The organism is Moritella sp. 5, assembly GCF_018219455.1.
In the GTDB taxonomy this organism is placed as follows: domain Bacteria; phylum Pseudomonadota; class Gammaproteobacteria; order Enterobacterales; family Moritellaceae; genus Moritella.
In genome coordinates, this window is record NZ_CP056122.1 from 3,105,799 (window position 1) to 3,123,119 (window position 17,321).

Below are 17,321 nucleotides of genomic sequence, written 5' to 3' on the forward strand. Positions count from 1 at the left end.
ATGAAAACAAGTAGATCACGCAATACAGTGTTATTTACTCATTCTGTATGAATGCTTTAATAACAGTTACTATTCTGTCTTTAGTTATCTGTCTGCAATAGGTGTTACCACTCTAGGCTCTGCACCAATATAATCTGCACTTGGGCGAATAATACGGTTGTTATTACGCTGTTCCATCACGTGCGCAGCCCAACCGGTTAAACGTGAGCAGACAAAAATAGGGGTAAACAATTTAGTCGGAATGCCCATAAAATGATAAGCAGACGCATGAAAGAAATCGGCGTTACAGAATAATTTTTTGCTGTCCCACATGAACTCTTCACATGCCACCGAAATATCGTATAACGAAGTATCACCGTGTTCGTGAGCCAGTTTTTCTGACCATTTTTTGATGATCACATTACGCGGATCGGAAGTGCGGTAAATTGCATGACCAAAGCCCATAATTTTTTCTTTGCGTTCAAGCATGCCAGCCATCTGCATTTTTGCGTCTGCAGGTGAAGTAAACGTCTGGATCATGTCCATTGCCGCTTCGTTTGCACCACCGTGTAATGGCCCACGTAATGTACCAATCGCCCCCGTTACACACGAGAACATATCCGACAATGTCGATGCACACACGCGCGCAGTAAAGGTTGAGGCATTAAATTCATGTTCAGAATAGAGGATCAGCGATACATCCATCACTCGACGATGCTGTTCTGACGGTGTTTCACCGCGCAATAATTTAAGGAAGTGACCAGCCAGAGATTCTTCATCAGTAGTACAGTCAATTTCTACACCATCATGAGAATAACGATACCAATAACACATGATTGCAGGGAATGCTGCCAGTAGACGATTTGCGGCTTTGTTTTGCGCGGAAAAATCCGTCTCAGGTTCAATGTTACCTAAGAATGAACAACCCGTTCGCATGACGTCCATTGGATGCGCATCTGCAGGAATGTGCTGTAATACTTCTTTTAACGATTGAGGTAAATCACGTAGGGTGTCCAATTCAGCTTTGTATGTTTCAAGCTGATCAAGTGTCGGTAATTCACCGTTAAACAATAGGTAAGCAACCTCTTCGAATGTAGCGTGCTCGGCTAGATCGGCTATGTCATAACCACAATACGTTAAGCCACTACCTGATTTACCAACCGTACATAATTTTGTTTCACCTGCGCTTTGGCCACGTAAGCCAGCGCCTGATAATTTTTTATCTGTCATAATTATTCCTTTAATTATTATTTTGATTAATGTAAAACAGTTAATTTCAAACGGTTAATAGCAACTCTACATACTCAACTGTCCTTGACTACAGTTGGCTCACATTGCAACATCCTGTTCACTACTATTCGCTTGATGATTTAATTTCTATATCTGTAATGCCTATATTTTATGTGTATCGTTTTATGTCTAATGTAAGTAATTTTAGTCGATGATTACGCGGACTATTTATTCCATCGATTTTGATTTATTCTTACCTTCGCTTTTTATTTGTTTTTTCCTTCGACTTTTTATTTGTTTTTTCCTTCGGAAAATAGGCTATCGAGTTTTTGCTCATAATCGTGGTAACCGAGATAATCGTATAAATCCATACGTGTTTGCATGTTATCAACTACGGCTTTTTGGTCTCCGTCAGCTAGCAAGGTTTTATAAACCTGTTCAGCCGCTTTATTCATCGCACGAAATGCAGATAATGGATAAAGCACCATGGCGCAACCCCACTCTCCAAGCTGCTCTTTATTCCATAATTCGGTTTGCCCAAACTCAGTGATATTCGCCAAAATAGGTACATCTAACGCCGCCGAGAACGCACGATAATGCGCTTCGGTTTTCACAGCTTCAGCAAAAATACCGTCAGCACCCGCTTCAACATACGCTTGTGCTCTAGCAATCGCGGCTTCTAAACCCTCTTGTGCGAATGAATCGGTACGCGCCATAATGAAAAAATCAGCATCGGTACGCGCATCAACCGCTGCTTTGATACGGTCAACCATCTCTTCTGTCGACACGATTTCTTTATTGGGACGATGACCACAACGTTTTTGTGCTACTTGATCTTCAATATGTACAGCTGCCGCACCGGCTTTTTCCATATCACGGATGGTTTTAGCAATGTTAAATGCACCGCCCCAGCCCGTATCAATGTCGACCAACAAAGGTAAGCTCGATGCGGCAGTAATACGCTGTACATCGGCGATCACATCACTCAATGAGGTCATACCTAAGTCAGGTAAACCGTAAGACGCATTGGCAACACCGCCACCTGACAGATAGATAGCCTGATGACCCAGCTGCTCTGCCATCATTGCGCAATACGCATTAATAGTACCGACGACTTGCAGGGGTTTATTATTGGTCAGTGCTAAACGAAACTTAGCGCCTGGGGATAAACGTTGAGACGAAGCTGATTCTGTAGACATATTATTTCTCTCCTTGAACTGGTGTAGTGTCTGTCTTTAATTCTGCGGCTAGTTGACGTGCAATTTTACTTTCAATGTTTTTACGTGAAGCCGCGATATGACGACGCATTAGCATTTCGGCTAATTCACCATCTCGGTCACTGATGGCTTCGATGATTTGGGCGTGTTCTGAAAAAGCGCGGCTGGCTCTGGGACTGTGCATACCAAACTGACAGCGGTACATGCGAACTAAATGATAGAGCTGACCACATATCAAATGAATGAGTTGAGCATTATGACTACCCAAAATCACTTTATAATGAAAGTCTAAATCGCCTTCTTCTTGATAATAAGCGACACCATCTTTCAATGCTTGTACTGACGCATGTTGATTAAGCATGTCTTTCATGTCGACAATTTCATTATCAGTCATGTTTTCTGCCGCTTGTCTGCATGCCATGCCTTCTAGCGCTTCACGTACAAAGTAAAGATCGAGTAGACCTTGAGTTGTGCACTGTACTACGCGTGAACCGACATTTGCTTTACGCTCAATTAAATGGCACTTTTCTAATCGGTTTAATGCTTCACGAAGGGTAGAGCGACTAACTTGGTAGCGCTTTGCGAGCTCGGGCTCACTGATCTTACTGCCTGCAAGTATTTCACCATCTACAATGGCACGCTGCATTAGCTCAAAAACTTTATCGGCTGTAGTCACAGCGACTATTTTTGTTGGATCTTCTAAAGGCATAAGATTGTCGACAATGTTTGAATTTCATTCAATACTATTGATTTTTTACATCTTGTCAACATTTGCGCAACTAAATAGTCGATTTACAAGTTTATAACCAACGACGAACCTGTGATAGGTACGCTGTAAATTCGGCGCCAAATATTGTGGTTAGCGCTCTCTCCTCTGGAATGATTTGGAACTTATTCATATAAAAAACAAAGCCCACTATGACTAAAATAGTCCAAGGTGAGGATAAGTAAACGCCCCAGGAAAGTAAAAACAAAGAAAAGCCAACATACATAGGGTTTCGAGATATTCTATAAATACCAGAATTCACTAATGATGATGCAGTTTCTGGCTTTAATGGATTAACTGTCGTAGCCGCCTTTTTAAAAGACACCACACCTGCGACACAAAAGAAACTACCTAAGGCAACGATTAGCAAGGATAAGGGTAACCGCAGTGTTAAACTAAATGTCAGACTTGGAGTAATAAGTGATACTCCCCACATAAATACGGCAAATAATAAAGTAATAACAGGTGGTGGAATTTTGTTTTCAAGTATCAACATCGTGTCGCTCCAAATAACTTAAATTATTGTTATAGAATACGTTATTTAGTCTTCTTGAAAATAACTTAATATCATAATTTTGTGAACTGGACAGTTATTCAACCTGATCTATACTAAACAATGAAGAGCGTTTTTTTCTACCAATAGACCTTAGAGGTGAGGTAGATATAGCAACCACGTCAGTTTCTGGGCTTAAAGCGTGGTCAACGAGAAAGAAGCAGAACCCTGTAATAGCTAATTCTCGACGCGCTTTTCACACTTTTTCCATCACAGATAAACCGCTTATTAGGCGGTTTTATACTTTATAACCTTTTATTCTTCTGATATTTAACTCTAAATTTGCTAAACTAACCCATAATAAATAAATACACCAATATAGAACAGGACTGTTCTAACTGAGGACTAATGAGTATTAATAGGGATAAATACAGTATTGATAATACTGATTATACTGTTGGACAAGATAACGTTCAAAAATGGGGGTTTGACGTACATAACCCTGTATTTGGTATTAGTGCATCGTTAATTGGCCTATTCTTGGTCGCTATTTTATTAGTAGAACCTGAAACATCGAAATCATTCCTAGATGGTATAAAATGGCAAATCATCGCCAGTTTTGATGGCTTATTCATGTGGTCTGCAAATATCTTCGTTATTTTCTGCCTAGCGCTAATTGTCTCGCCATACGGTAAAATTCGTTTAGGTGGTGATGACGCTAAAACTGATTATAGCCGTATGTCATGGCTAGCTATGTTATTTGCTGCTGGCATGGGTATCGGTCTTATGTTTTGGGGGGTTGCAGAGCCCGTTTCTTATTATACAGGCTCGTATCACACGCCTCTCAATGTGACAGCTAATACACCTGAAGCCGCTCAGCTTGCATTAGGCGCAACAATGTTCCACTGGGGCTTACACCCATGGGCAATCTATGGTGTCGTCGCATTAGCACTGGCTTTCTTTGCTTATAATAAAGGCCTTCCACTTTCAATGCGCTCTGTGTTTTACCCAATACTAGGGGATCGTACTTGGGGCTGGGCTGGTCACATTGTCGATATTCTTGCGGTAATAGCAACCTTGTTTGGTCTTGCTACATCACTTGGTTTAGGTGCACAACAAGCCGCGAGTGGTTTCCATCACGTGTTCGGTATTGCTGATAGCCTGGGTTTACAGATCACCATTATCATTGTTGTCACACTGATTGCGGTCGGCTCTGTGGTACGTGGTATTGATGGCGGCGTAAAAGTAATTAGTAATATCAATATGCTACTTGCCATTGTGTTACTTGTTTTTGTTGCTTTAGTTACCCTGGCTGTTTCTATGGGCACCATCCCAATGACAATCATGGGTTATGTTAAGAATATCATTCCACTCAGCAACCCTATGGACCGAGCTGATGAAGCATGGATGCACGGCTGGACAGTGTTCTATTGGGCATGGTGGATCTCATGGTCACCATTCGTTGGTATGTTCATTGCGCGTATTTCACGTGGCCGTACTATTCGTGAATTCCTGACTGCGGTATTACTTGTTCCAACCGCTGTGACTATCTTATGGATGTCTGTATTTGGTGGCGTAGCCATTGATCAAATCGTGAATAATATTGGTACTTTAGGCAGTGAAGGGTTAACAGAAGTACCTTTAGCTATGTTCCAAATGTTTGATTCTTTACCTTTAGGTGATTTTTTATCAATACTTGCGATCATACTGGTATTAGTTTTCTTTATTACTTCTTCTGATTCAGGCTCTTTGGTTATCGACAGCATTACTGCGGGCGGTAAAGTTGATGCTCCGATTCCACAGCGCGTGTTCTGGGCATTAATTGAAGGTGCAATTGCTACAGCTCTCCTTTGGGTTGGTGGTACACAAGCAATTGAAGCACTACAAGCTGGTGCGATTTCAACAGCCCTCCCCTTCACTATTATCTTATTAGTGATGTGTGTGAGCTTGATTATGGGTTTGAGAACAGAGCAACGTAAGCGCTAAGCTGACTTAACATAACAAACTGATGACAGTGAACTTTTAGTTTACGACACTGCACTACAATACAGGCCACCGTTACATTGACGAGTGGCCTTTTCTTTATCTTTGATAAACCAATTATATAATGTAAGTAACTGGCTATTGCGAGACCCGTTGAACCTGATTCAGTTAACACTGGCGTAGGGAACTATCGATCTTGCTTCTCATGATTTGACCTTCTGCGTCTCTCAATCTTTCGCTTGATAAAGTTCCTATGCGCCAGCTCTAGGAATATTTATGCTAAAGGTAATAACAAACACATCAACACCAATTGTATTAACGATTGCAGGGTCTGATAGCGGTGGCGGTGCAGGTATTCAAGCTGATATCAAAGCAATATCAGCAACTGGCAGTTATGCTTGTTCTGCAATCACCGCATTTACAAAGCGCGTACCTTAGCTGATATGCGTAAAGCACTGCCAAGTGTCCATGCATTACTAGATTCTGAAATCGGTCATCACGTTACTTACTGTGGTAATTGGGGGTTAACTGAATCAGATTTAGAAGCAGAACCGGAAGACTTTGGCACCGTTGCTTATACACGTTATGTGCTCGATGCGGGTATGGCTGGTGATATCGTCGACCTTTATGCTGCACTTGCCCCCTGTTCGATCGGATACGCTGAAATAGGCCGAAACCTAGCTGCGGATGCAAACACCAAGCTAATAGATAATCCATTCGCAAGCTGGATTGAACTCTATAGTGGTGATGAATTTCAACAAGGTGTCGCACAAGGTACATCGCATATTGATGAATTACTGGCTGAAATCGACCTTAATAGCCAACGCGGTCGTAATCTAGTACATGTATTTAGAACGGCTACTCGTATGGAAATTGCATTTTGGCAGCAAGGACTCGATGTATCCTAGTTAAAATAAGAAATAAAAACAGAGCCTAATAAAACAAAATAGCGCGTTAATATAATATTAACGCGCTATTTTTTAAAACGCTTACTGATTTGATTACAACGACTATCTACTATCTACAGCCAAAGCCTTTTAATCGGTGTATCTGGCGAAAAGTGATAATGAATCTGAGCTTGTAATAGTTCAGCTGTCGCAATTGCATCTGTTAATGCATCATGTGGTGGATACACAGGTAAATGATAACGAGAACGGCTATTTGCAAGACGAATAGAATCCTGACGTTTACGTTTAAATAAATTGAAAAAGCCCTTAGCTTGCGCATCTTGCACATCAGCTTCTATCTGCATGGTATCTACAACAGGAAACACAATACCTTCGTTAATTAAACTACGTAAATTACTATCAAAAAAATCACGTTCAATACGGCGGTAATGAACCACAACAACCTTCCCCGCCAATGCCTCTAATACGGGTTCTAGTATCCGTAGTAAATCGGGTGCACCTTTTAGATCTGTATGGGTAATACCGTGAATAATAATGGAATTTTCTTGTAACTTATCCTCTGGATCAATATACCAATGCTGCGCTTGCCGACAAAAAATACGTTTCAAATTAAACGGCACCAAGCCAATGCTAATAATGCTATTTTGTTGTGAATCCAGCCCTGTCGTTTCAAAATCTAACGCGACAAAATCAATATCACTTAACTTCGTTTCATCATGATACATGCCAGTCTGGTAAAAAGACTTTAAACGTTCATCCTTACTCTGGGCTACCTTAACTTGATAAAACGCACCCCAGTTTAAAATCTCTTTATTCATAAAATTATGCATTAATAACCCCTACATTTTATTGGCGGTATAACGATATTTTAAAAAGTTCTGTGCGTTACTTAAAACCAAAAAAGCATCTTTAAGGTTACGTCGCTCAAATTCCGACATATTTTCTGGTTCAATATTATTATCCGGTTCAATTTCCGACTCCACATCTAACGCTTGGTGACGTAAACGAACTAAGGAAATGAACTCCATCGCATGCTGTAAGTCCTGCCCTTTTGATGCTGGTAAAATGCCCGCTTCAATAATATCTTCCAAACGTTCAAATGAATTTTGCGATTGAGAGCCAATTGCCAATCCATGTACGCGGATCAAATCCGCCAGCGGTGCTGTACCACGACGTTTTAAGTTAATTGAATTATTATGACGACCATCCTTCTCCATCACAAAATTTTTGAAGAAACCCAGTGGCGGCGTGCGGTTTAATGCATTACGTGCTAAACAAGCTAAGAATCGGTTATTTTTCTTGGCGCGGCGTAAAATAAAGGCATTTAGCTGCTCAGCCCATTTGACCCGGCCATACACGCCTGTTAAATCAAAGAAGATAGAACAATTTAATAATGCTTGTGGGTTCGGGTTATCAATCCAGTCAGCAAAACAATCTTCCCATTCAGCTTGGGTTTTACGAAACTCAGGGTTAGTTGCCATAATATCGCCTGTACAATAGGTATAGCCGCAAGCGGCTAATCCATCACATACAAACTTAGATAATTTTTCAAAATATGCGCAGTGCTTCTCATGATCATAACTATTATCTAAAATAATACCGTTGTCTTGGTCTGTTACAATCAATTGCTCATCACGTGCCATTGAGCCCAAAGCTAGGAAACAATAAGGAACTGGAGGCTGACCTAACTCTTCTTCGGCAAGTTCGAGTAATCGCTGCTTAAAACTGCGACCGATCTCGGACATCGCGCTACCAATCATGTGTGAATTCGCATCTTCATTGACCATACGTACAAAACAATCTTTGAGCTGCTCAGAGAGTAAAACCAGATCTTCAATATTTTGTTGTTGGAAAATACTGCCCGACAACAACAAGCTATTTTGAGATTCATAACGAATAATATCAGCCACTTCAATGAGGCCAATAGGTTGCTTGTTCTTTAAGATAGGTAAATGATGGACATTATATCGTAGCATCATCAGCATCGCTTCTGAGACATAGGCATTATGATCGAGTGACATCAGTTCTGTCGACATTACATCAGAAACAGGATTATCAACACTCATCCCCGTCGCAATCACTTTTGCACATAAATCATGCTGAGTAATAATACCGACAAAATTACTCCCATCTTCATGGATAATAGTCGGATCATTAATCAGTACCGCGGACACACTCTCTTCCGCCATTACCTTGGCAACATCTTGAATTGACGTCGTATTTTTTAACATTACTAAGTCTCGACTTAATAATGTCTTAACTTTTGAAGTGGTTAATGAGTTCGCATCATCGTTATTATCTTCAACAGCTTGCTTTAATCGAATCGTGCCTTCCACTTCCGAGAAATCAGAAAACGCTTCATAACGCTCACAAAAATCATGGAAGAGCGCTTCTGGAATACAATAAACAAGCGTGTCTTTAACCGCTTTTGCTGGAAGTCGAACTTTATTATTGGCGAGTAAACCCATCTGACCAAATATTTCGCCTTGATCGAGACGGTTATATAATTCACCTTTGCGGCGGTATATTTCCACCACGCCACTGCGAATAAAATACAGATCATGGATCTTGTCGCCATACTCAATAATCATCGAGTCTGCACGGAAGTATGAGATCTCAATACTTTTAACCACTTCTTCCAACGCTTCTTCAGGAAGTTGATCAAAAGGTTGATACTGGCTAATAAAGTTTTTAATTTCTAGTAGTTCGATTTCCATTCTTTGCTCTATTTATAAATTATTGATATGCCGCGGCACGTTCAATTAAAGATTCAGCTTGTCGACGTAACAGCCAGTCTGCACCCAATGTTATCGACTTTTCAGCCAATGAGCGGGCTTGTTTATAGTTACCTTGATAGAAATAACGCTCACCTAAACGGAAATAAGTGTCTGGATAGCGTGGCGCGATTCGGATAGCCCGCTCTAATGATGCAATCGCAGCTCGATTATCACCACCATTTACCTGTTTTTCAGCACGTTTCATTAGTGATAATACCGCAGCAGGTGCTTGCGCCGTATCATCTACCGGTGTAGGTTTTGGCTTAACCTTTGGTTCAGGTTTGCTTTTTTCACTCGCAACCGGAGCTGTATTATTCGTCTCTTGCACTTGCGTACCATTGGAATTATACGTAGGTATTGTCCCACAGGCAGTTAAAAGTAATGGCAGTGCGAACAGACACGCGCGTTTTATTATTTTCATGTTACTTCCAAAATTTATGTTTAATGACAAATCGCATTATTCGACAAGATCACGGAACCACTCAATCACTCGCTTAACCCCTTGATTACAACGTAATTCAATTTCAGGTTCATAACCACTCATAAAAGGCAGCGGGATCGAGTTAAGACAACTACCTTGGCTACCTTGACCAGTATCACTATCAACCCAACCGACTGTAATATTCTGTGGTGGCAAGTTCTGAATCGGCAATGCTGAACGTTGGCGGAAAATGTCAGCCCAAACACGCAAAGCCCCACTCGAACCTGTTAAACCAGTCGTCACATTATCATCACGTCCCATCCATACAACGGCCATCATGTCACCAGAAAATCCTGCGAACCAACTGTCTCTTAGATCATTCGTTGTTCCCGTTTTACCTGCGACTTCAAAGTTTGGTAGCAACCATTCGAGGGCTCTCCCCGAGCCTTCATGCGTAACAGCTTGCATCGCATGACGCAGCATGTACACAGAACCAGCATCAAAGCGCTTATCAACGGCTAACGGATAACGCTTCAACACATTACCCTTTGGATCGACAACGGCATTAATAGCTAATAAAGGTGTATAGAAACCATCCGCAGATAATGTTTGATACATTTGAGCAACGGTTAATGGCGTCATATCGACTGCGCCTAACGTGACCGATGGCAAAGCCGCTATACGTTGTTCGACACCAAGACCATGGATCGTATTAATGACCTTATCTAACCCAATCTCATTGCCTAAGCGTGCTGTAGCTTGATTATAAGACTTAGCAAGCGCTTTATATAACAGTACCTCACCATGATCTTTCTTATCGTAGTTTTTAGGTGACCAAATATCCCCATTGGGTAAATTTAGATTATATTCATCATCACTGATCAAGGTAGACAGATTATACTTCTCAGGCTGCTCTAATGCTGTCAGGTACACAGCAGGTTTAATCAATGAGCCCACTTGACGCTTAGCATCTATGGCGCGATTAAAACCAGCATAACGCGCATTCGCACCACCAACAATAGCAATAACAGCGCCTGTATTTGGTCGTGTGATCACCACAGCACCTTCAAGTTTAGCACTCAAGCCATTACGTTTATGTCGTGCAATGGATTTAGTGAGACTTGACTCTGCGCTACTTTGCACAAGTGGGTCAAAATGCGTAAAAATAGATAAACCATTCTCACTTAAATCTTCAACTTTATAGTCTCGCTGTAATTGGCGGCGAACTAAATCAAGATAAGCAGGAAATCGCTTGGTGCTACTCGCAGTCTGCTCACCCATGCCTAACGGTTTAGCTTTTGCTGTCGCCGCTAATTCACTGTCTAAACGACCTTCTCGAACCGCAATATCTAACACTAAATCACGACGTTTAAGTGCTCGTTCAGGGTTTCGCCAAGGATTATAATAACTTGCGCCACGCACTAATGCGACCAATAAGGCTTGCTTATCGATCGGTAAATCTGCAAGTGGTGTTTTAAAGTAATACTGACTCGCTAAGCCAAAGCCATGGATAGCACGAGGGCCATCTTGACCAAGATAAATTTCGTTAATATACCCTTCTAGAATCTTATCTTTCGAAAAATGGAATTCAAGTAAGATTGCCATCAATGCTTCTTTTGCTTTGCGGCTAAAGGTACGTTCAGAACTTAGGTAATAATTTTTAACCAGTTGCTGAGTCAATGTTGACGCGCCTTGGGAAATACCACCTTGTTTAATATTCGCCACTAATGCACGGCCGATACCACGAACAGAAATACCAAAATGTTCATAGAAGCTATCATCTTCAACCGCCACTAACATTGCCTGTAACGACGTAGGTACTTCGGATAACTGTACTAGTAGTCTATCTTCGTTATGCGCAGGATAAATACCGCCAATAACAACAGGCTCTAATCGTAAAAGACCGGCACCATCGTCAGTATCCAGTTTAGCAACCATGCCATCATTCAATAGCAACGAAATATTACGTGGAGGCTCTAAGCCATCACTAAATTGAAATCCAGGCGTATAAATATGAACCTGATTACCTCGTATATTTGCTTGCCCAGGTTTAGTCGGACGAGCAACAAATTTATAACCTAATAAACCGAGTTCCGTTTTTAAATCAGCCACAGTTAAAGCTGCGCCTTCGTATAATTCGAGCGGACGTGCGTAAACCGTCGATGGTACAGCCCACTTATTTTCATCAAATGTTGAACGAATAATAATATCTAAATAAATCATTACAGCTAACCCGATAAACACTGGGATTAGTAATAACTTCCACCATAAACCACGACCTTTTACATTCTTACTCACAAGCACCTCTCGTTATCATTTCACCGTTAATGACAACTCATAAAATCCGTTACTATATTCGAATAATAACATAGTAAATACACTCTAATCGATAATGAATTTAAAGTAATAATCGCTACTCTAAATTGTAATTTAGACTTAAATGGGCATTTTAAAAACGCATTAAAATCATACCCTTTACTACAAAATTTGTTATAGCTCGACGATTAACCCCACCTCCACTGCCTTCAAGTGAAACCACAAGTGATTATATTGGAAAACAACTTTTTCTCCTTACTAAATCAACTTTAATAACACCCAAAGCAGTAGATCAATATCACTAACATCGTTTGATTTATTAGATAATCGACTGATATACAACTTATATTATAGCGAAATTAATTCTTGTAACTATGATTAAAAAAACACGGCATAGTTCACATAAAACAAGGATAAACGATGAAAAAATTAACCCCTCTCATTTTATCACTCGCAACAATCGCAACAACCTCTGCCACGGCAGAAGATAAAACATCTGGCGATATCGACTTTTACCTCGGCGCTAAAACAGGTTATATATATACTGCATTTGACAAACTCGATTCTAAAATACCCGCTACTTTTCTTGTAGGTATTCAAAAGAGTGGTTTTGGTTTAGAGTTTGAAGGTACTTTTGTCGATATGGATAAAAACAATATTGATTTGGAATATGAGTCATACGCTATCTATGGGACATATCGTACACCAGGTACATACTATGCAAAATTAAGGGCTGGTTATTTAGAAGGGACGCTGAAGTCAGACACAAAAAAATCGGACGAAGATGGTTTTTCTGGCGGTATATTATTTGGCATTGAGCTTGGTGATGCATTCACGGTAGAAGCGGGCTATACCGTCATTCAGGCAGATTTGAAATATTTTAGTTTAGGCGGTAATGTTCATTTTTAACCACAAGGGATAGTCAATGACTTGAACTATCCCTTTGCCAAAATTAATAAGGGCTAATGATTAAGCTTTAACGACTTTTAATTGATTTACTTCTTCCCCTAATATGGCGGCTTTATCAACTGGTTTAGTGAAGAAAGCAATGACAGTCACAGTAACTAATAGTGCCGAAAAAGCAAAATAAGTATTATTAGTTGAACCTGCTACAGTTGCTAAGAAACTACCGAAGAAGCCTGATACCCCCCATGCAGAATAAAGGATACCAAAGTTAGTCCCGTAATTTTTTAAACCATAGTTATCCGCAGTCATTGGTGGAAATACACTGAATAATGCACCGTATGACATTGCACCTACCGCAATCCCAACCATCAATGGAATTTGCGTTGTAATAATAGTGAAAAATGCCATGTTACCCGCTTGAAGCATGTATATTAAAGCAAGTGTATTAACACGGCCAATCCTATCAGAGATTAAACCTCCGACTACACGACCACCCGTGTTAAAGATAGCCAGTAAAACAACACCGAATGCAATCTTATCTGATGTTAAACCAATTGATTTACTGATGCTACCAACAGAACCAATAAGCATGATACCTGCAGCAGATGACACCATAAACATTATCCATAACTGGTAAAATTGAGGTGTTTTCAACATTTGTTGCCAGTTAAGATTGATATTATCACTTGATACAGCTTTCACTTCTAATGGTGCTGCAATGTAACCTGTAGGAGGATCAACAAGCAGAGACGCGCATGGAATAGCGATTGCTAATAGGCCTGCACCTAATATTTTAAATGTATCGTAGATACCATAGCTGTCAATTAGGCTTGTAGATAATGGCGCAAGGTAGACAGAAGCCAATGCGAAACCACCCGCAGTTAAACCACTTACTAGACCTTTTTTATCTTCTGGCCACCACTTCATCGCACTTGGGCTAATGCATGCGTATGCGAACCCCATACCGGCACCAACAATACCGCCAAAGGTGAATTCGAGTTCAGCTAAGGTCGTTGTATAACCTGAAGCAATAAGACCAAAACCAACGAGAGAGACGCCAAGCATGGCTACTTTTCTAGGACCAATCTTGTCTTGTAAGATACCAGCGATAAGTAAACAAGTCGCAAATGTGAAAACGGAAATTTTGTACGGTGATACGACATTTTCTACAACCACATTTAATGCTTCTGCGAGAGGTACAGTGAAAATACCCCACACGTATAGAATACCGATGGTTAAGTTAATGCCGATACCCGTTAATAATATTTGCAGTGGTTTATTAGTCATTTTGTCCTCAAGATCACACCATTGTGTAAACTTACACGTGTTGTGATCTAGTTAGCGAGTGACGCCCTGCTATCCAGATTTCATTCCCCTTGAGCAGGGTGATACAGACTTCGTTCAATCTGTCAGGTTTACAAGTTTCGCAAGGCAAAAAAAAGGGATAACCAATTACTTGAGCTATCCCTTTAACACAAATTAATAAACGCTAATGATTAAACTTTAGCCGTTTTTAATTTATTTTTTTCTTTCGCTAATACAGCTTCTTTATCTACAGGTTTAGTGAAGAAAGCGATGACAGTAGCGGCGATTAATAGTGCCGCAAAAGCAAAATAAGTATTATTAGTTGAACCGGCAACAGTTGCTAAGAAACCACCGAAGAAACCAGATACACCCCATGAAGAATAAAGGATGCCGAAGTTAGTTCCGTAAGTTTTTAGACCGTAGTTATCAGCAGTAATTGTAGGGAATACACTTAATAGTGCACCGTATGACATCGCGCCAATTGCAATCGCAACCATCAGCGGCATTTGCGTTGTAATGGTAGTAAAGAATGCCATGTTACCCGCTTGAAGCATAAATACTAAAGCAAGTGTATTTACACGGCCAATCTTATCAGAAATTAAACCACCAACGACACGGCCACCTGTATTAAAGATAGCAAGTAAAACAACACTGAATGCAATTTGCTCTGATGTCAGACCGATTGATTTACTGATGTTACCAATACTACCAATAAGCATGATACCTGCAGCAGCTGAAACCATGAACATTACCCATAACTGGTAAAATTGAGGCGTTTTCAGCATTTGTTGCCAGCTAAGATTAATATCATCGCTTGATGCAACCGCTTTCGCTTCAGATGGGTCAGCAACATAACCTGCAGGAGGCGCAATAAGCAGAGACGCTAATGGAATAGCGATTACTAATAGGCCTGCACCTAAGATTTTGAATGTATCATAGATACCGTAGTTTTCGATAAGGCTTGTAGATAATGGCGCTAGGTATACAGACGCAAGTCCGAAACCACCCGCAGTTAAACCACTTACTAAACCTTTTTTACCTTTCGGCCACCATTTCATCGCACTTGGGCTAATACATGCATATGAGAAACCGATACCGGCACCAACAATACCGCCAAAGGTAAATTCAAGTTCTACCAAAGTCGTAGTGTAACCTGAAGCAATGAGACCAAGACCAACGAGAGTCACACCAAGCATGGCCACTTTTTGAGGTCCAATCTTGTCTTGTAAAATACCAGCAATAAGTAAGCAAGTAGCAAATGTGAAAACAGCAATTTTATACGGTGCTTTTACATCTGTAGCATCAACGTTTAATGCTTCAGCGAGAGGTACAGTGAAAACACCCCATGCGTATAGGATACCGATAGTTAGGTTAATGCCGATGCCAGCTAATAGGATTTGCAGTGGTTTATTACTCATTATTGCCTCAAAATTACAAAGATTGCGGCAATCTACACGTTTTGTGATCTAGGTACAACTTTTAATTCAAAATATATTACTTTTGTTGATATAAAACATTACTAGAAAAGCGAGGGGCAATTTAAATTTATATAAATAACAATACGTTAAAGGTCGACGCTGCAATTATAAGCCTTTCAGTTATATTTTTAACACTACAAACCAAAAAATAAACTTATCACCATTATTAAAAGTAGCATATGAGTCTTTGTATAGAGCCATCGCGCTAGGCCCAACTTGTGTTATTACAAACTAAAAATGTATAAAAAATGGGCACCGAAGCACCCATCTAGTCATTAATCATTTATTACTGATTAAAGTACTGCAGCAATCGCTTTACATAAAGGCTGCATATTGTCTTTGGTCATACCAGCAACACTGATACGCCCAGAACCGACAATGTAAACAGCGTGCTCATCTTTCAATGTAGCAACCTGTTCTTTAGTAAGACCTGAGAATGAGAACATTCCGTTCTGACGAGTAATGAAGCTATAGTCACCAGTCACACCCATTTCAGCAAGTGTTGCTACAAATAGCTCACGCATTTCATGGATACGAACACGCATTTCAGCGACTTCTGCAACCCATTGATTACGTAATATTTCATCATCAAGAATTATCGCAACAACCGCCGCACCATGTGCCGGTGGGTTTGAGTAGTTTGCACGAATACCAGATTTAATTTGACTAAATGCTGCAGCCGCAACATCTTGATCTTTCGCCACGAGCGTTAGGCCGCCAACACGTTCGTTGTACAAACCAAAGTTTTTAGAGAAAGAATTCGCCACTAATATCTCTTCACAATGCGCTGTAAATACACGTAGACCAGCAGCATCTTCTTCTACACCTGTTGCAAAACCTTGGTATGCAAAATCAAACAAAGGTAATAGTTTTTTGTTCGCACATAATTGCGCAAGTGTCGTCCACTGTTCAAGCGTTGGATCAATACCCGTTGGGTTATGGCAGCAACCGTGGAAAAGTATGACATCACCCGCTTCTGCTTCAGCTAAAGATGCGAGCATTGCGTTGAAATCTAAACCGCGTGTTTCAGCGTCATAATAAGCATACTGCTTAACTTCTAAACCCGCAGTATTAAAAACATTACCATGATTTGCCCATGTTGGATTACTAACCCAAATACGATCACTTGTTAAATGATTTTTGATAAAATCAGCAGCTGTACGTAGTGCACCTGTACCACCCGGTGCTTGTGCTGTGATTGCGCGTTGCTTTGTTACAACCTCGCTATCAGCACCAAATAATAGTTTTTGTACTGCTGACGCATACGCTTTATGGCCTTCAATACTTAAATAACTTTTACTTTTTTCTTCATTAATTAACTTTTGCTCTGCTAATTTAACTGATTTTAAGATAGGCGTTTGACCTGTTTCATCTTTATAAATACCCACACCTAAATTGATTTTTTCGGCGCGTGGATCTTTAGCAAATGCTTCAGTTAAACCTAAAATTGGATCTGCTGCTGCTGTAACGATTTTCTCAAACATGGTATTCCCTATCTGCTTGTAATTAAACTACGTATTAAACCTAACATTTCACTTATTT

General features: G+C 40.4%; 13 protein-coding genes and 2 pseudogenes. 4 read left to right on the forward strand and 11 right to left on the reverse strand.

Going from position 1 to position 17,321, the window contains the following annotated elements; translation table 11 throughout:
* Nucleotides 1-84 precede the first annotated feature (84 nt).
* From prpC to HWV01_RS13840, 4 genes are all read right to left on the reverse strand, one after another.
* Complete coding sequence (prpC, locus tag HWV01_RS13825; RefSeq protein WP_211672104.1) at nt 85-1,209, reverse strand: 2-methylcitrate synthase; 1,125 nt, start codon at nt 1,207-1,209, stop codon at nt 85-87.
* 290 nt (nt 1,210-1,499) lie between these two features.
* Nucleotides 1,500-2,408, reverse strand: coding sequence for a methylisocitrate lyase (gene prpB / locus HWV01_RS13830; protein ID WP_211672105.1), 909 nt, complete (start codon nt 2,406-2,408; stop codon nt 1,500-1,502).
* A 1-nt stretch (nt 2,409) separates the two neighbouring features.
* Nucleotides 2,410-3,135 (reverse strand): GntR family transcriptional regulator, encoded by a 726-nt coding sequence (locus HWV01_RS13835; protein WP_211672106.1) that lies wholly within the window; start codon nt 3,133-3,135, stop codon nt 2,410-2,412.
* A gap of 91 nt (nt 3,136-3,226) precedes the next feature.
* Nucleotides 3,227-3,682, reverse strand: coding sequence for an isoprenylcysteine carboxylmethyltransferase family protein (locus tag HWV01_RS13840; RefSeq protein WP_211675858.1), 456 nt, complete (start codon nt 3,680-3,682; stop codon nt 3,227-3,229).
* A 411-nt stretch (nt 3,683-4,093) separates the two neighbouring features.
* Between HWV01_RS13840 and HWV01_RS13845 the strand changes: the two genes are divergently transcribed.
* The 3 genes and pseudogenes from HWV01_RS13845 to HWV01_RS13855 all read left to right on the forward strand — a co-directional run.
* Nucleotides 4,094-5,671 (forward strand): BCCT family transporter, encoded by a 1,578-nt coding sequence (locus HWV01_RS13845; protein WP_211672107.1) that lies wholly within the window; start codon nt 4,094-4,096, stop codon nt 5,669-5,671.
* Between the two features lie 273 nt (nt 5,672-5,944).
* Nucleotides 5,945-6,091: pseudogene (locus tag HWV01_RS13850) on the forward strand (bifunctional hydroxymethylpyrimidine kinase/phosphomethylpyrimidine kinase); the annotation flags it as partial.
* A pseudogene (locus HWV01_RS13855) lies at nt 6,085-6,576 on the forward strand (TenA family protein); the annotation flags it as partial. The pseudogenes HWV01_RS13850 and HWV01_RS13855, both read left to right, overlap by 7 nt.
* Nucleotides 6,577-6,689: 113 nt before the next feature.
* Here HWV01_RS13855 and HWV01_RS13860 read toward each other — a convergent pair.
* The 4 genes from HWV01_RS13860 to mrcB are packed head-to-tail and all read right to left on the reverse strand — an operon-like array spanning nt 6,690 to nt 12,072.
* Nucleotides 6,690-7,406 (reverse strand): 3'-5' exonuclease, encoded by a 717-nt coding sequence (locus HWV01_RS13860; RefSeq protein ID WP_211672108.1) that lies wholly within the window; start codon nt 7,404-7,406, stop codon nt 6,690-6,692.
* Nucleotides 7,407-7,415: 9 nt separating this feature from the next.
* Complete coding sequence (locus HWV01_RS13865; RefSeq protein WP_211672109.1) at nt 7,416-9,293, reverse strand: DUF294 nucleotidyltransferase-like domain-containing protein; 1,878 nt, start codon at nt 9,291-9,293, stop codon at nt 7,416-7,418.
* Nucleotides 9,294-9,312: 19 nt separating this feature from the next.
* A complete protein-coding gene (locus HWV01_RS13870; protein ID WP_211672110.1) occupies nt 9,313-9,774 on the reverse strand; it encodes a tetratricopeptide repeat protein in 462 nt (153 codons plus the stop codon).
* A 36-nt stretch (nt 9,775-9,810) separates the two neighbouring features.
* Nucleotides 9,811-12,072 (reverse strand): penicillin-binding protein 1B, encoded by a 2,262-nt coding sequence (gene mrcB, locus HWV01_RS13875; RefSeq protein WP_249185318.1) that lies wholly within the window; start codon nt 12,070-12,072, stop codon nt 9,811-9,813.
* Nucleotides 12,073-12,510: 438 nt separating this feature from the next.
* Here mrcB and HWV01_RS13880 point away from each other — a divergent pair, with 438 nt between their 5' ends.
* Nucleotides 12,511-12,999 carry a hypothetical protein gene (locus HWV01_RS13880; protein WP_211672112.1) on the forward strand — a complete coding sequence of 163 codons (489 nt, stop codon included), beginning with the start codon at nt 12,511-12,513 and terminating at the stop codon, nt 12,997-12,999.
* Nucleotides 13,000-13,059: 60 nt separating this feature from the next.
* Here the strand turns inward: HWV01_RS13880 and HWV01_RS13885 are convergent, their stop codons facing one another.
* From HWV01_RS13885 to HWV01_RS13895, 3 genes are all read right to left on the reverse strand, one after another.
* On the reverse strand, nt 13,060-14,283 hold the full coding sequence (locus HWV01_RS13885) for an OFA family MFS transporter (RefSeq protein WP_211672113.1): 1,224 nt from the start codon (nt 14,281-14,283) through the stop codon (nt 13,060-13,062).
* Between the two features lie 209 nt (nt 14,284-14,492).
* Nucleotides 14,493-15,719: an OFA family MFS transporter gene (locus HWV01_RS13890; RefSeq protein WP_211672114.1), complete on the reverse strand. Its 1,227-nt coding sequence runs from the start codon at nt 15,717-15,719 to the stop codon at nt 14,493-14,495.
* A gap of 353 nt (nt 15,720-16,072) precedes the next feature.
* Nucleotides 16,073-17,263, reverse strand: coding sequence for an amino acid aminotransferase (locus tag HWV01_RS13895; RefSeq protein WP_211672115.1), 1,191 nt, complete (start codon nt 17,261-17,263; stop codon nt 16,073-16,075).
* Between the last annotated feature and the right edge of the window lie 58 nt (nt 17,264-17,321).

Excerpts from the sequence above, each read along its gene's own strand:
- prpC (WP_211672104.1), bottom strand. The coding sequence starts at position 1,209 with ATGACAGATAAAAAATTATCAGGCGCTGGCTTACGTGGCCAAAGCGCA.
- prpB (WP_211672105.1), bottom strand. The coding sequence starts at position 2,408 with ATGTCTACAGAATCAGCTTCGTCTCAACGTTTATCCCCAGGCGCTAAG.
- HWV01_RS13835 (WP_211672106.1), bottom strand. The coding sequence starts at position 3,135 with ATGCCTTTAGAAGATCCAACAAAAATAGTCGCTGTGACTACAGCCGAT.
- HWV01_RS13845 (WP_211672107.1), top strand. The coding sequence starts at position 4,094 with ATGAGTATTAATAGGGATAAATACAGTATTGATAATACTGATTATACT.
- HWV01_RS13860 (WP_211672108.1), bottom strand. The coding sequence starts at position 7,406 with ATGCATAATTTTATGAATAAAGAGATTTTAAACTGGGGTGCGTTTTAT.
- HWV01_RS13865 (WP_211672109.1), bottom strand. The coding sequence starts at position 9,293 with ATGGAAATCGAACTACTAGAAATTAAAAACTTTATTAGCCAGTATCAA.
- HWV01_RS13870 (WP_211672110.1), bottom strand. The coding sequence starts at position 9,774 with ATGAAAATAATAAAACGCGCGTGTCTGTTCGCACTGCCATTACTTTTA.
- HWV01_RS13880 (WP_211672112.1), top strand. The coding sequence starts at position 12,511 with ATGAAAAAATTAACCCCTCTCATTTTATCACTCGCAACAATCGCAACA.
- HWV01_RS13885 (WP_211672113.1), bottom strand. The coding sequence starts at position 14,283 with ATGACTAATAAACCACTGCAAATATTATTAACGGGTATCGGCATTAAC.
- HWV01_RS13890 (WP_211672114.1), bottom strand. The coding sequence starts at position 15,719 with ATGAGTAATAAACCACTGCAAATCCTATTAGCTGGCATCGGCATTAAC.
- HWV01_RS13895 (WP_211672115.1), bottom strand. The coding sequence starts at position 17,263 with ATGTTTGAGAAAATCGTTACAGCAGCAGCAGATCCAATTTTAGGTTTA.